Origin of the sequence: Paraburkholderia sp. PREW-6R (assembly GCF_039621805.1) — a bacterium.
In the GTDB taxonomy this organism is placed as follows: Bacteria; Pseudomonadota; Gammaproteobacteria; order Burkholderiales; family Burkholderiaceae; genus Paraburkholderia.
On the sequence record NZ_CP155075.1, the window covers coordinates 385,239 to 399,756 of the forward strand.

Consider the following 14,518-nt stretch of genomic DNA (forward strand, 5'->3'; position numbering starts at 1 on the left):
GAGGAGGCTCTCTTCGAAATCAATAGGTGCGGTCGGCGACGCTGGCTTCCTGACTGTCTTGGCGGTTTTGCCGACGGGCCCGGCGTTCATCCAGCCACGCGTGCACCGTTCCGTAGACGACCGGTACGAACAGCAGCGTGGAAACGGTGCCGAGCGCAAGACCGCCGATCACCGCGCGACCGAGCGGCGCGTTCTGCTCGCCGCCGTCACCGAGACCGAGCGCCATCGGCAGCATGCCGATTAGCATGGCGAGGGCGGTCATCAGCACCGGGCGAAAGCGGCTGAAGCCGGCGTCGAGCGCGGCCTGTAGCGGCGGCTCGCCGTCGTGATGCAATTCACGGGCGGTGTTGATCACGAGAATGCTGTTGGCCGTGGCGATCCCGATGCATAGAATGGTGCCCGTCAGCGCGGGCACGCTCAGCCGCGTGCCGGTACTGAACAGCATCCATGCGATACCCGCGAGCGAGCCTGGCAAGCCGCTGATGATGATCATCGGGTCGAGCCAGGACTGGAAATTGACGACCATCAGCAGATAAACGAGGACGATAGCGAAGATCATGCCGCTCGCGAGGCCGGCGAAGGAGTCGTGCATGGCCTGCACCTGCCCGCGCACGACGATCGAGGCGCCCGCAGGCAATTGCGGGCGGACCTGGTCGACGATACGGCCAACGTCCGCGGCCACGCCGCCGAGATCGCGTCCTTGCGTCGAAGCGAAAATGTCGAGCACCGGCTGCACATTGTAGTGCGACACCACGGCCTGCTGGCTGACGCGCGACAGCGTGCCAAGCGCGCCAAGCAGGTTCTGCGGAGCCGGGCGGTCGCCGTTCATCGCGCCAGGCGTTGCGCTGCCGCTCGACGCGACAGGGATATTCGCCAGCGCTTGCAGCGAGTTGATGTCGTACTGCGGGGTCATCGCGACGAGCGGATAGCTGACACCGTTCTTCGGATCGAGCCAGAAGTTTGGTGTAGTTTGCGAACTGCCCGATAACGCGATCAGCAGATTCTGCGACACCTCGCGTTGCTGAAGGCCGGCCTGGATCGCCCGCGTGCGGTCCACATTCACGTTGATCGCAGGCGCGTCGCCCGGTTGCTGGATGCGCGCGTCGACGAGGCCGCGCACACCGCGCAACTTTTCAAGCAGTTTGTTGGCCACGAGGCGGTTGGCGTCGAGCTTGTTGCCCACGATCTGGATATCGATCGGCGCGGGCAGGCCGAAATTCAGAATCTGACTGACGATGTCGGCGGGCAAAAAGGCGAAGCTCACGCCGGGGAATGCCTTCGCAAGCGTCGTGCGCAGCGCCGCGACATAGGTCGCCGTCGGCTTGTGTTGGGCCGCGAGCGTGATCATCACGTCGGCATCTTCCGGGCCAATCGGGTCCGACGAATCGTAAGTCAGGTTGATGCCGCTCACGGGCACGCCGATGTTGTCCAACACTGCCGCGAGTTCCTGCTTTGGAATCAGATGGCGCACGGCGGCTTCGACCTGGTCGGTGATGCGCGCCGTATCCTCGATCCGCGTGCCGGTCGGCGCGCGCAGATGCAGGCGAATCTCGCCAGTATCGACAGCGGGGAAAAAGTCGCGTCCCGCGAACGGCACCAGCGCGAGCGAGCCGACACACAGCAGCAGGAATAGGGCGATGAAGCGTCGAGGGGTGGCGACTGCCGCACCCAGCACATGGCGATAGCGCTCGCGCAGCAATTCGAAACGACGCTCGAATGCGGCCTGAAAACGCACGACTCGGGCGATGGGTCCATTGCCTGTCGCTGGTGCACTGCTGCGCGAGCGCATCAGATACATGGCGAGCGTGGGAATGAGCGTGCGCGAAAAGAAGTACGAGGCGATCATCGCAAAGACCACCGCTTCGGCGAGCGGTACGAACAGATAGCGCGCCACGCCCGAGAGCAGAAACATCGGTACGAACACAATGCAGATCGACAAGGTCGACACGAACGTGGGAACCGCGATCTCGCCCGACCCATTCAGGATCGCGTCATGAAGCGGCTCGCCATTCTCAAGGTGATGCGTGATGTTTTCGATTGCGACGGTGGCGTCGTCGACGAGAATGCCCACGGCGAGCGCGAGGCCGCCGAGTGTCATGATGTTGATGGTCTGGCCCAATGCGCCAAGCGCAATCAGCGACGTCAGCACCGCGAGCGGAATGGATACCGCAATGATCAACGTGGCGCGCCAGCTGCCGAGAAACAGCAGAATCATCAGCGCGGTCAGGCAGGCTGCAATCAGCGCTTCGCGCGCGACACCGACCACAGCGGATTTGACGAACACCGACTGATCGGAGAGTGCCGTGATATGCAACGCACTCGGCAGGCCGGCGGCAATGTGCGGCAGCATGGCCTTGACCTGCTGAATGATGGTCAGCGTCGACGTGCTGCCGGATTTTTCGATGGTCAGGAGTGCAGCGCGTTTGCCGTTGCTACGCACGATGTTGGTTTGTGGCGCGTAACCGTCGCGCACGTGTGCCACGTCGCGTACGTAGATCACGCCGCCGGCCACAGTCCTGATCGGCAAATCGTTCAGCGCGGCGACTGTGTCCGTGCTGCCGTTCATCTGCACGTTGTATTCCTTCGTGCCGATCTTCGCGGTGCCGCCCGGCAGGATCAGATTCTGCGCATTGACCGCATTGACGACGTCGAGCGGCGCGAGGCCCTTCGCCTGTAGCGCGCGCGGATCGATATCGACCATGATCTGGCGCACTTTTCCGCCGAATGGCAGCGGTACGGAAGCGCCTTGCACGGTCGCGAGTTGTGTGCGGACCTGGCTGTTACCGAGGTCGTAAAGCTGCTGCTCGGACAACGTATTGCTTGAAAGACCGAGTTGCAGGATCGGTACCGTCGACGCGTTGTACGTAATGATGTTCGGCGGCAAGGTGCCCGGAGGGAGCACACGCAGAATTGACGCGGAATTGGATGCGGCTTCGGCTATCGCGCGGTTGATATCGGCACCTGGATGAAAAAATATCTTCACGACCGACACGCCATTCAGCGATTGCGACTCGATATGCTCGATGTCGTCGACGTCGGAAGTCAGCGCGCGCTCGTAATTCGACGTGATGCGGTTCGCCATGTCCTGCGCGGAGAAGCCGTTATACGTCCAGACGATGCTGACGACCGGAATGTCGATGTTCGGAAAGATATCGGTAGGCGTGCGCAGGATGGCCAATGGGCCGACGATGAAGATCAGCACGGCAAAGACCACGAACGTATAGGGCCGGCGCAGCGCGAGCTTGACGATCCACATGACGGTTTCCTGAGAAGAGGCAGACAGAAGCGTCCGCCTTTTCAATGCAACGGACGGCGCACGACATGCGCTTCAATGTTCAGGAGTGTGATGGACAGGCGCTTACCGGTTGTGGTCCAGAAGATTACAACTCTGTTATCTGAAGGAGGGTGGAAACTTTGAAGGGGAAGATCGGTACGAGGATGGGTAGATAACAAAACCGTAATCGGCGGGTCAGTGCGTCGACAGGTGAAATGACGAGAATGGGAAGCGTGATTCAGCCCAATCACCGTTCGTCAACTTTCGGAGAGACATCATGAAACTGCTTACCGCCATCGCCGTCGCCGCCCTCAGCCTGCCGTTCGGCGCAAACGCGTTTGCTCAATCCAGCACGGCAGGACTCACGCGCGCCGAAGTCATCGCACAACTCAGGCAGGCGCAGGCGCAAGGGCTCGTGCCGGCACGTAAAGACGACTACCCGCCGTCGGAGGCCACTATCGAGCGGAATCGGGAACTGTATGCAATCCAGCACGGCTCGGACGGCACGAACGTAGTGGCAACACGCGGTATGCCGGGATCCCGTCCCGAGGCGGCTTCGGAGTGATGTTAGCGATCCAGTGCGCTCTCTTGGCGCGGTCACGATGCGTCCCAAGGCAGCGTCCAGATGCGCTGCCGCCTGGGTAACCGGTGGGCCGGAAGTGGCTTACGGAAGTGCACTTGTCGACGAGCGTGATGAGCGTTAAGTGCTCGGCAATATCTTCGTCGGTTGATGATACTAAAGGCTCGTGACCCGGCAGCCAACCCGTCGAGTCCCGGCGCGTTATCTACGACAGCGTTTCCGCATCTCCCGCGATCAAATCTAATAGATTCTGCGCGGCCGGCGATAGTCCCGTGACCCGATGCGCCAATCCCAGGCTCGCAACCAGGTTGGCACCGTCGCCACTCAGCGGGATGTAGCAAACATCGTCGGAACGGCTGCTGCGCATGCAGGCCGGAACAATCGAAATGCCGAGCCCGCCGGCAACGAGATTGATCGTCGACGAGATTTGCGGGGCATATTGCACCACTTTCGGATTGAAGCCACTCGCTTCGCATGCCGAAATGACCAGCTCAGGAAGCCCAGAGCGGGTAGTACGCGAATAGAGCACGAACAGCTCTTCGCGCAGTTCTTCCAGCGAAACAGCAGCGCGGCTTTCCATTCGATGACCTTTCGGAACGACCACGACCATAGGTTCCGTCGAAAGCAGAACGAAGCGGATTCCTTCATCACTGTCGGTAGGTGGACGCACGAACGCAATGTCAATACGTCCCTGCCGCAGCGAATCCAGAAGCGGTCCCGTGCGATTTTCCTCGAGTGAAATGTCGACTCCCGGAAAGAGACTTCGGTATCGATGAAGCGTATTCGTCACTTCTGCGCGAAACGACGCGGACTCGGTAAACCCGATGTTGAGCCGGCCGGTTACGCCCTGTGCACTGAGTTGACAGCGCAGCGCCGCCATCCGCACGTGCTCCAGGATGGCGCGCACTTCTCCAAGATAAACCTTGCCGGGTTCGGTCAACGTCACTCGCCCCGGTTGCCGGTCGAATAGCTGCACGCCCAGCTCAGTCTCCAGTGCCTTGATCTGGAACGTCAGCGGCGGCTGAGCAATACCAATGCGCTGCGCTGCTTTTGTGAAATGCAGTTCCTCCGCCACGACGACGAAATACCTCAGATGCCGTAGGTCCATACATATTATGTATTGAGAGTGCAATTTCAATATATTAGACGCTAGCCAGGTCCTTGCCTACACTGCCTGATCATGTCTTTTGAAACAGCCGACCACACCGTTACAGATCGACGGACAACGCGCCGCAATGGTGGTCCTGGGTTGGCGAGAATCTGAACCCATCTAACGAGCACATACATGAGCTTTCAACCTGAAGACGCATTGCGTCCCCTACGCATTCCGGGACTTCCCGACAGCCAGTTTTTTTCGCTCACCGCGCTCGAACAGTCAGGCTTCGGCACCATTTCGCGACTTCCCCATTCTGTTCGTATCATTCTTGAGTCGTTGCTACGGAATCTCGACGGGACGACCGTGCACGAACATCATCTTCGTGAAGTCGCGGGGTGGAAGCCGCATGGGAAGCGTACCAGCGAAGTGCCATTTGTCGTTTCCCGAATCGTCGCACCTGACTCTTCCGGCGTTCCGCTTCTGGCCGACCTCGCTGCGATGCGCGAAGCTGCCGCGGGACTTGGCATCGACCCCTCGACCATCGAACCGCAGGTGCCGGTCGATCTGGTCGTCGACCATTCGATCTCGGTGGAACACGCAGGCTCGTCAGAAGCACTCCGTCTGAATATGGAAGTCGAGTATCGACGTAACGCCGAACGATATTCGTTCCTGAAATGGGCCGACAACGCGTTCGAATCGTTCCGTATCTTTCCGCCGGGTACCGGCATCATCCATCAAGTCAATCTGGAATGGCTTGCACGTGGCGTGAATCAGAAGGACGGCCTGACATATTTCGACACGCTCGTCGGAACCGACAGTCACACGCCGATGATCAACGGCATTGGCGTGCTCGGTTGGGGGGTAGGAGGTATCGAAGCCGAGGCGGCGATGCTCGGACAGCCAGTTTGCGTCGTCGTGCCAGATGTGATTGGCGTAGAACTGACGGGATTGCCTGCTCCTGGCATTGTTGCGACCGACATCGTGCTTACCGTTGTCGAAGCGTTGCGCGCCAAAAAAGTCGTCGGCAAATTCGTAGAGTTTTTCGGAGCAGGAGCGGCAAGTCTGGCTGCGCCCGACCGATCGACGATTGCCAACATGGCGCCTGAATTTGGCGCGACCGTCGCCTTCTTCGCTGTCGACGACAACACCTTGCAGTACCTGAAATCTGTCGGCAGAACCGACGTCGAGCTCGCTGCGCTCAAAGCTTATTTCGAAGCGCAAAACATGTACGGCATTCCCGCTCGGGGCGACATCCACTACACCGAAACGGTCAGTATTGATCTTGGCTCCGTGGTGCCGAGCGTTGCAGGCCCGTCGCGACCACAAGACCGGATCCCGCTATCAAATCTGAAGAAAACAGTGCAGGCACTTTTACCTGACGCTGCGTCTTCTCAAAGCGAAGACGATAAAGACACAACCGGCCTGCAGCACGGCGATATCGTGCTCGCTGCAATCACGTCTTGCACCAATACGTCCAATTCCCGCCTGATGCTCGCGGCGGGACTGTTGGCAAAACACGCGGTGCAGAAAGGACTGCGAACTGCGACGCATGTGAAGACGTCATTCACGCCGGGGTCGCGGGTCGTTAGCGCGTATCTCAAGTCGGCGGGTCTCGAGCCATATCTGAACGCGCTCGGATTCAACGCGGTGGGCTACGGATGCGCCACCTGCATGGGCAATTCGGGGCCGCTTGCGCCGGAAGTTCTCGAGCAGATCAAAAGCCGAAACCTGAGCGTGGCCGCAGTGCTTTCGGGCAACCGCAATTTCGAAGCACGCATCCACCAGTCGATCAAGGCGAATTTCCTGATGAGCCCTCCGCTGGTGGTTGCGTTTGCTATTGCGGGGAGAACCGGTTTCGATCCTGACACGGAGCCGTTGGGGAAGGGATTGCAGGGCGAGGATGTCTATCTGCGCGACGTGTGGCCGAGCGCAGAGGACATGGCCGAAGTCACGCCATTTGCGCAGGATGCAAACAATGTGCTCAATCTTTACGCTACGACAGCAGAGCAAAACTTATGGGAATCGCTGCCGGCGCCTCAAGGCGACCTCTTCACGTGGAGTGAAGATTCCACGTATCTGCAACGTCCGCCATTTTTCGACGGCATAACACGTGAAATTCCGCAGCTTGGAGACATTCGCGGAGCGCGCGCGCTTGCGATCCTCGGCGATTCGGTCACGACGGATCACATTAATCCAGGCGGTGCAATCCCGCCCGAATCCGAGTCCGGTAAATTCCTGATTTCGCTGGGTGTCGAGCCGCGCGACTTCAATAGCTACATTTCCCGGCGCGCTCACGACCGTGTGATGGTGCGAAGCAGCTTTGCGAATGTGCGCCTTCGCAATCTGATGGTCGCGGGTGAAGAAGGAAGCGTGACGTCCCATCAGCCGGACGGGGAACGCATGAGCATCTTCGCGGCCGCGACGAAATATGCGGCTGACAACGTCCCGATGATTGTGTTCGCCGGGAACGAATACGGCAATGGTTCAAGCCGCGACTGGGCGGCGAAGGGTCCACGTCTGTTGGGCGTTCGCGCAGTGATTGCGCGCAGTTTCGAGCGTATCCATCGAAGCAACCTGGTGGGAATGGGGATTTTGCCACTCGAATTCCAGGACGGCGACAGTGCGCAAAGCCTTCGTCTCACTGGAGAGGAACTGTTCGATCTGCCCGGCGACTTGAATGCGATCCGGGCAGGACAGATGGTTGATCTCGTGATTCATCGAGGCAACGGCAAAACGGCAACGGTTCGCCTGCGTGCGCGCATCGATTCGGCGATCGAAGAAACCTATTTCCGGCATGGTGGAATTTTGCCGTACGTGCTGCGTGACCGGCTCGCCCGGCAAACCCAAAGCACTGAACGACACCTGTCCTGACTCGCCGCGCCAATCCAACAATAACTTTATACATGCTGGAGACAATATGACACCCGCTCACAAGAGCAGTATTGGCCGCGATGCACTCGAGGCTACCAGGAGCGCGACTCGGCCGCAGATGCGATCGATTGCGGCGGGTCTGGGAGGGAACCTGATTGAGTGGTACGACTTTCTGACGTACAGCATCTTCTCGATCTACTTTGCAAAATCGTTTTTTCCGAGCGACAAGCCCACTGTGCAATTGATGAACACCGCGGCTATTGCGGCCGTCGGCTATGTCGCCCGGCCGCTCGGTAGCTGGCTCGTCGGACTGTGGGCCGACAAGCACGGCCGCAAGTCGGCGCTCACGCGCTCGGTCGCTGCGATGTGCGTCGGCTCGCTGATGATTGCACTCACGCCCGGCTATAGCGCGATCGGTGTATTTGCGCCGATCATCCTGATCGTCGCCCGGCTGCTGCAAGGTCTGAGCATGGGCGGTGAATATGGCACGAGCGCGACCTATCTGAGTGAAATTGCGCCAGCCAACCGGCGCGGTTTTTATCTGGGATTTCTACAGGTCAGCGTTGTCTCCGGACAACTGGTCGCTCTCGCACTCATGCTCGTCCTGCAGCATGCAATGTCGTCCGCGCAGATTGATGCGTGGGGCTGGCGGATTCCATTCTTCGTCGGCGGAGCGCTAGCCCTCTTCGCGTGGTACATGCGAAGGAACGTCGTGGAATCGGATGCTTTTCGTGCCAGTCAGCAGGAGACCGCGCCGCCGATTTCGACGCAACTGCTGGTCCACTGGCGTCGGATTGTACTTGCGATCGGCATCACGGTCGGAGGCACCGTCGCGTTCTATACCTACACCGTGTATATGCAGAAGTACCTTGTGAACACAGTCGGACTATCGAAGGAAACATCCGCGCTCGCGTCAACCAGCGCCTTGCTGCTTTACATGTTCCTGCAGCCATTGTTCGGCTATGCATCCGATGTTTTCGGTCGACGTCCGGTGTTGATCTGTTTCGGACTCTCGACGACGCTGTTTTCCGTGCCCCTGTTCAACGCATTAAGCGTGACCCATAACCCATGGGTCGCATTCACGCTCGCGTTTGCGGGACTCGTGATGCTGAGCGGCTTTACTTCGGTTCACATGCTGGCGAAGGCGGAAATGTTTCCGGTGCGTATCCGTGCGCTAGCAGTCGGCTTGCCCTATGCGCTGACGACCGCCATCCTCGGTGGAACGACGGAATTCGTCGCGCTAAGACTCAAGGCAATTGGACACGAACATTATTTTTACTGGTATGTATCCGTCTGGGCAGCGATCTCGCTGATCGTCTATATCAGAATGCCCGAGACGCACGGGAACCGCTTGTGGACAAAGCAGCCGTTGACGAAGGCAGCAGAATCGACAAACCAGTGACATCAAATCACGCTGTCATCGGCCTGCACGCCTGCACGCCTGCACGCCTGCACGAAGGCTGCGCAAGCCGATCAATCCGGGAGACCCAATCCACGCAGATGCCGATGCCGTACCCGGGCGACCGCCTTGCACACATCCGGCTAGCCAAGTACCGCTTCAGCGCTTAGTGCACGAAGCTCTGTCGAGCGCTGGTAGTCTTCGAGGCGTCGTCCAGCCCGGCGGCCTCTGCCGCGTCGACCACCCTGTTGCGGCCTCGCGACTTGGCCCGGTAACAGGCTTCGTCGGCGCGTCTTAACAAGGCCTGCGACGACTCGGGCCGAACAGGGAAAGTGCAGGCGAGGCCAATGGAGACGGTGACGGGTGAGCCGCCCGGAGATGCGCACGGGATGCCGAGTTGCTCGACCGCCGCCCGCAGCGACTGCGCCACGCGCAATCCGGCCACCGCGTCGCAGGCGGGTAGCACCACGACGAATTCTTCGCCGCCATAGCGCGCGACGAAGTCGCTTTGCCGCCGCAACGCGCTGGAGAGCGCGGAGGTGATTTGTCTCAGGCAGTCGTCGCCGGCAAGATGCCCGAACGTATCGTTGTACTGCTTGAAGTGATCCACGTCGATCAGCAGGACACAAAGCGGCTGGCTGCTCGCGGACGCAAACGAAACATCGCGCGGGAAGCGGTCGTCGAAATAGGCGCGGTTAAAAACACCGGTGAGACCGTCGCGTGCCGACGTTTCAACGAGGGTACGGTGCGTCTCGGACAGTCGCCGGTAGAGGCCCGTCGTCTCGTAGATCAGCATGCCCAAGACGGCGCTCGACGACACCATCGAGGCCAGCCGCGCTGCATACCAGCCTACACTGAAGCGTGCGCCTGCCGACAGGGTGAGCGTCACGTCGATGAGCGCACCGAGAAGCGCCACTGCGAGCCACAGGTCCATCAACGAGCGCAGACGGGTTGTCGACACATGGAGTCCAAGCGCCATCAGGCAGAGCGCTTCGACCATGATCCCTGCGGGGCTGCTCGACAACTGGGCATACGAGCCGGATTGCGCGACGACGGGCGGCAGGTGCGACTGTCCGGCTGTGGCGATCGCGCATAAGGCAATGGCAAGGGCGACGCCCCCAACGGCCGCAAACCGTCCGCTGGCGCGGTTAGTCAGGCTGGCGGGCACGGTGCGGGCAAGCAGGGATGCAGTCACCAGCGTGGGAAAGCCGCCGTGCCACAACACCCATATCCATATTGCTGTCTGCGGACCCGCGCCAAGCAGCCCTGCAGGTGAAAAAACGCCCGGAAAGACAAGCAACTGTACGGCGGCGATGACACTCGTGAACGCATAGGCGCCACTGAGCGCCGCGAACAGAAGCCGGCCGGAGACGGCGTACTGGGTCCATAGCAGCAGGGCTGTCAGCCCCTCCGTCAACGTCACCCACGTTGCGAACACCGGGAGAAACGGCGGGATGACGGGTCCAGGCGCCCTGGCGTACGGCCAGACAAGCAGGGCCGCAGCGATCGCCAGCGCGGCGACAAGCGCGGCCATGAGTCGGTGGCGAGGCGTCGACGGCAAATGGATAAGCGTGGCTTGCATTAGAGGGAGGGCGCAATCGCAGCGTGCGCTTTAGCTATGACCGGAGTGGAGCATGGGTACGGCTTCCGTACTGATGCATATTGCATATATCGGCTCCTGGCGGGGCGACTTGAAGAATAAGTCGAATTTTCCGACTTCAGTTCATCGTTGCGTTGTCCGTCGCATCGAGATTCGCTGCTGTTCTGCTGTCGTGCTGTGCACTGACATGGTGAGGAGCCTGGCTTTGTTCATGCTCGCCATGCTGCTGCGTGCCGCTTACCATGGGCTGCCTGCCCTCGAACACTTCGGCCGCGCTGAGCAACTCTCCCAGCGCGCCGCGACGGTCAGTGAGCGCAGCCTTCATCGTTGCCCCGATCGGCAGCTCTTCGGCAAAATCCTCCTGTTCCCGCCCATAGATCACATGCAGCAGCGACAGCATGCCGGTCAGATAAGCGCTTTGGGCAAACGCCGGCTGCTTCGGGTGTGCGCCTGCCGTGAGCCTCAGCATCAGCGACGCGCGCTGTGTCGCGAGCGCGATCAGCGGGTCACGACAGACTGACCCTGGGTCAGCGTGGTTGTAGAGCAGCAGGTTGCACCACTGGAACAGGCGGGTCGTTCCAATGACAGCAAGCGCATGATGCAATGACACAATTGCAGTCCGCCTGGGATTGGCATTGCCTGAGCAGTTCGCCAGTCGCAGCACTTGCGTGACAAGGACCGGCATATCAGAGAGCGCGCGGACAATGCGGTGATCGCAGGCATCGTCGATCAGCAGATTGAGCAGATCCAGCAGTTGCCCGAGGTCTGGCACCAGTCGACGGGTTTCCATGATCTGGGGCTTGCTGAAGTAAAAGCCCTGCACCATGTCACAGCCCCAGTCCATTGCGTTTTGCCACTGCTCACGGTCATCCACCTTCTCCGCAACCACCGCCTTGCCGGCGCGTTTGAGGTTGCGCACTAGCGTCGGCCCCGTCGCCGCATCGATGACCGGCCACTCCAGCTTGACGATATCGACTGCCGGAAGAAATGCTTCAATCTCGGGGCTGAGCGTGGCTACATCATCGAGCGCGACTCGGAAACCCGCTGCACGCAATGCGTTGCATCGTACCTTCAGCGCGTTGTCCAGTTCGCATGACTCGAGAACCTCGAGCACGAAGCGACCGCCCATCAGGATTTGCGGCACGCCTGAATGCAGAAAGTCGGCGGTGCAGTTCAGATACCCGTCGAGGCCTCCAAGTGCGCTGTCAACGCCAAGTGCTCCCACCGCACGCTCGATCACGTGCGCCGTGCAGGCAAAGCCGTCGTTCACATCCGCCACCGGACGGTAGCCGTTTCTGAACAGCAGTTCATAGGCAACGATCCGTCCCGCCCGGTCGATGATGGGCTGACGCGCCACGCATGCTGTGCTGGCGTCTGTCATCTGGCCTGGCCCGGCGCGATTCATGAGTTGGCTCCTCCGTTTTATAGTTCGCATCCTGTCGCCCGCTGCCAGCACTCGCCGACGGGACCTCTTCAACACATTACGGCAGAAGCGAGCACTTCTTTAGGGTGTTTTTCTGATTTTGCCGATTTTGTGGATTGACCGGATCTGGCCATCTGAAGCGTGCCCGAAGATCATTCGTCAAGCCGTCGTAGAAACCGTCCGCGTCCTCCCGTATCAAAGGGGCCGCCCAAAAAGAAAGCCGGCCAAAGGCCGGCTTCGAAAATCCTTCCCCGTCGGGGAACGGGTAAGGCCGAGGACTGATACAGGACATGATTTTAACCTGATTTGCCGATTTTGCTATATTTTTCTGTCGCTCCTGCCGTATACCCTCGGATGACGTATGCTGCGAACCTAAAAACAGGAACACCATGGACGACCCCATCATTACCACCCGGGAAGCGGCCGAGTTGCTGGGCGTCTCGGTCCGCACGGCTCAGACATGGATCGAGCAGCATTCGCTCGACTCATGGAAAACGCCGGGCGGTCACCGACGCGTGCGCCGCAGCGCGATCATCGATCTCAAGGCGCGACTGGCAACCGAAAAAATCGACGAGCCTTCGCTGATACTCGTTCACGCGCCGCAGCACAGGCTTCGCCGGTATGTCGAGCCGCTTGAACTCATGCCCGAGTGCACCGTGCGCGAAAGCGTCGACCCGTTTGCGGCCCTGCTGACGGCGGGCTATCTGCTGCCGCCCGTCATCCTGGTCGAATACCAGCCCGGCAGCGATCAATGCCTGCGGTTCGTCAGAGCCATCCTCGATCATCCCTCTCTTGGACATACACGCGTGATCGTGGCGGGCGACGTCAGCCCCGACTTCGAGCAGTGGCGCGTCACCGCAAAGCGTGTGCATGCGATTGCCGCCGGTGCCTCTTCGGCCACCGTCCAGACTACGGTTCGCCGTTTGCTTGGCGCCGCCCGAGGACCGGCGCACCCGGCAGCGGCGCCGGTTAACGGTGAAGCCGCAGGTAACGAGTCACAAAGGTTGATGGCGGTTGCTGCGTCCGGCCTGCTCGACACGCCCGCGGAGACAGCGTTCGATGACATCACCCGTCTCGCGGCGACGCTGCTGGAGGCGCCCATTGCGTTGCTCACGTTGCTCACGCCGGACAGGCAATGGTTCAAATCGCATTGGGGCCTGGAAACCGTCGAGACGCCCCGGTCATGGGCATTCTGCAATTACACCATCTTGCAGGACGACCTGTTCGTCGTCGAGGACGCAACAGCGGATCTGCGCTTCGCCGGCAATCCGCTCGTGACAGGCGAGCTGCACTTCCGTTTTTACGCGGGCGCCAACATTCGCGACGTTCAGGGCCACGCACTCGGCTCGCTGTGCGTCATTGACCGCACGCCTCGCAGGTTGATGCGCTCTGAGCGCGACGCGCTCACTACGCTGGCGCACCTCGCCTCTGACCGCATCAACCTGCGCATCAGGGAGCGGCAGCTTAGATGGGCCACAGCCGGGGCGATCGACCGCACTACTGAAGGGGATGCCTGATGCGGAAAGTGGCGGGTCATCGCGAGTTCACGCGCCGCGCCGGCCCGCGAATGCGAAAAGTCGGATGAACATGCCGTTCTCGCGAGCGGCATGATGGCCGGACTGTCTATGTCATCGTGAACGCCGGCCACGCGTCCGGTAGACACCGGCCGCAGCCGGCCGCAGTGCTGACGGATTCAGATGGTTTTCTGCCGTTCAAGCTCGGCACCGCGAATAATGTCCGACGCGCACAGTGCCAGATCCTCGAAAAGACGCCGCTGCACGGGATCGAGCCCGCGAGCCACCGTATCGATCACGCACAGTGTGCCCAGACGGTGCCCCGCCAGCCCCGTTATGGCTTTCCCTGCGTAGAAGCGGATCCCCATTTTTCCCGTCACCAGCGGGTTATTCCGAAAGCGATCGTCTTGCGTGGCATCTTCGACGATGAACAGCGTCGACTCGGTCAGAGCAAAATTACAGAAGGCGATGTCCCGCGCTGTCTCTCTCGTTGCGAACCCGTGCCGCGATTTGAACCATTGCCGTTCCGTTGCCACGAGCGATATGAGCGCAATAGGCGCATTCGTCAGATAGGCCGCCAGCCGGGTGAGACGGTCAAACCGGGGTTCGTCGGGTGTGTCGAGCAGGCCACATTGTTCGACGGCCTGCAGACGCTCTTCTTCGTTGTAAAGGACGGGGTATTCGGCCATTTCTGTTGTGCTGATGCGGGGAAAAGTCTTGGTCGATGTAATGTCGGCATAAACCGGCGGCACTTGAGCCTG

9 protein-coding genes are annotated in these 14,518 nt (G+C 60.4%); 4 read left to right on the forward strand and 5 right to left on the reverse strand.

Annotation, left to right across the window (positions count from 1 at the left end; translation table 11 throughout):
• Positions 1 to 19 precede the first annotated feature (19 nt).
• Positions 20 to 3,256 (reverse strand): efflux RND transporter permease subunit, encoded by a 3,237-nt coding sequence (locus AAGS40_RS26320; RefSeq protein ID WP_345817448.1) that lies wholly within the window; start codon positions 3,254 to 3,256, stop codon positions 20 to 22.
• A 295-nt stretch (positions 3,257 to 3,551) separates the two neighbouring features.
• Here AAGS40_RS26320 and AAGS40_RS26325 point away from each other — a divergent pair, with 295 nt between their 5' ends.
• Positions 3,552 to 3,839: a DUF4148 domain-containing protein gene (locus AAGS40_RS26325; RefSeq protein WP_345817449.1), complete on the forward strand. Its 288-nt coding sequence runs from the start codon at positions 3,552 to 3,554 to the stop codon at positions 3,837 to 3,839.
• A 220-nt stretch (positions 3,840 to 4,059) separates the two neighbouring features.
• Here the strand turns inward: AAGS40_RS26325 and AAGS40_RS26330 are convergent, their stop codons facing one another.
• Positions 4,060 to 4,962 (reverse strand): LysR family transcriptional regulator, encoded by a 903-nt coding sequence (locus AAGS40_RS26330; protein WP_345817450.1) that lies wholly within the window; start codon positions 4,960 to 4,962, stop codon positions 4,060 to 4,062.
• A 177-nt stretch (positions 4,963 to 5,139) separates the two neighbouring features.
• On the opposite strand from AAGS40_RS26330, the gene acnA reads away from it, so the two are divergent.
• Together acnA and AAGS40_RS26340 are read left to right on the forward strand one after the other, a co-directional pair.
• Positions 5,140 to 7,821, forward strand: a complete 2,682-nt coding sequence (acnA, locus tag AAGS40_RS26335; RefSeq protein ID WP_345817451.1) for an aconitate hydratase AcnA — start codon at positions 5,140 to 5,142, stop codon at positions 7,819 to 7,821.
• 118 nt (positions 7,822 to 7,939) lie between these two features.
• Positions 7,940 to 9,223 (forward strand): MFS transporter, encoded by a 1,284-nt coding sequence (locus AAGS40_RS26340; RefSeq protein ID WP_345817599.1) that lies wholly within the window; start codon positions 7,940 to 7,942, stop codon positions 9,221 to 9,223.
• 163 nt (positions 9,224 to 9,386) lie between these two features.
• Here the strand turns inward: AAGS40_RS26340 and AAGS40_RS26345 are convergent, their stop codons facing one another.
• Positions 9,387 to 10,754 carry a sensor domain-containing diguanylate cyclase gene (locus tag AAGS40_RS26345; RefSeq protein ID WP_345817452.1) on the reverse strand — a complete coding sequence of 456 codons (1,368 nt, stop codon included), beginning with the start codon at positions 10,752 to 10,754 and terminating at the stop codon, positions 9,387 to 9,389.
• A gap of 184 nt (positions 10,755 to 10,938) precedes the next feature.
• Positions 10,939 to 12,276: an EAL domain-containing protein gene (locus AAGS40_RS26350; RefSeq protein ID WP_345817453.1), complete on the reverse strand. Its 1,338-nt coding sequence runs from the start codon at positions 12,274 to 12,276 to the stop codon at positions 10,939 to 10,941.
• 356 nt (positions 12,277 to 12,632) lie between these two features.
• Between AAGS40_RS26350 and AAGS40_RS26355 the strand changes: the two genes are divergently transcribed.
• Positions 12,633 to 13,760, forward strand: a complete 1,128-nt coding sequence (locus AAGS40_RS26355) for a GAF domain-containing protein (RefSeq protein ID WP_345817454.1) — start codon at positions 12,633 to 12,635, stop codon at positions 13,758 to 13,760.
• Positions 13,761 to 13,936: 176 nt separating this feature from the next.
• On the opposite strand, the gene AAGS40_RS26360 is transcribed toward AAGS40_RS26355, so the two are convergent.
• Entirely contained in the window at positions 13,937 to 14,446 is a 510-nt protein-coding gene (locus AAGS40_RS26360) for a GAF domain-containing protein (protein ID WP_345817455.1), read from the reverse strand.
• Positions 14,447 to 14,518: the final 72 nt, after the last annotated feature.

Coding starts and splice junctions, on each gene's coding strand:
- acnA (WP_345817451.1), top strand. CDS start 5,140: ATGAGCTTTCAACCTGAAGACGCATTGCGTCCCCTACGCATTCCGGGA.
- AAGS40_RS26355 (WP_345817454.1), top strand. CDS start 12,633: ATGGACGACCCCATCATTACCACCCGGGAAGCGGCCGAGTTGCTGGGC.
- AAGS40_RS26320 (WP_345817448.1), bottom strand. CDS start 3,256: ATGTGGATCGTCAAGCTCGCGCTGCGCCGGCCCTATACGTTCGTGGTC.
- AAGS40_RS26345 (WP_345817452.1), bottom strand. CDS start 10,754: ATGGCCGCGCTTGTCGCCGCGCTGGCGATCGCTGCGGCCCTGCTTGTC.
- AAGS40_RS26330 (WP_345817450.1), bottom strand. CDS start 4,962: ATGGACCTACGGCATCTGAGGTATTTCGTCGTCGTGGCGGAGGAACTG.
- AAGS40_RS26360 (WP_345817455.1), bottom strand. CDS start 14,446: ATGGCCGAATACCCCGTCCTTTACAACGAAGAAGAGCGTCTGCAGGCC.
- AAGS40_RS26325 (WP_345817449.1), top strand. CDS start 3,552: ATGAAACTGCTTACCGCCATCGCCGTCGCCGCCCTCAGCCTGCCGTTC.
- AAGS40_RS26340 (WP_345817599.1), top strand. CDS start 7,940: ATGCGATCGATTGCGGCGGGTCTGGGAGGGAACCTGATTGAGTGGTAC.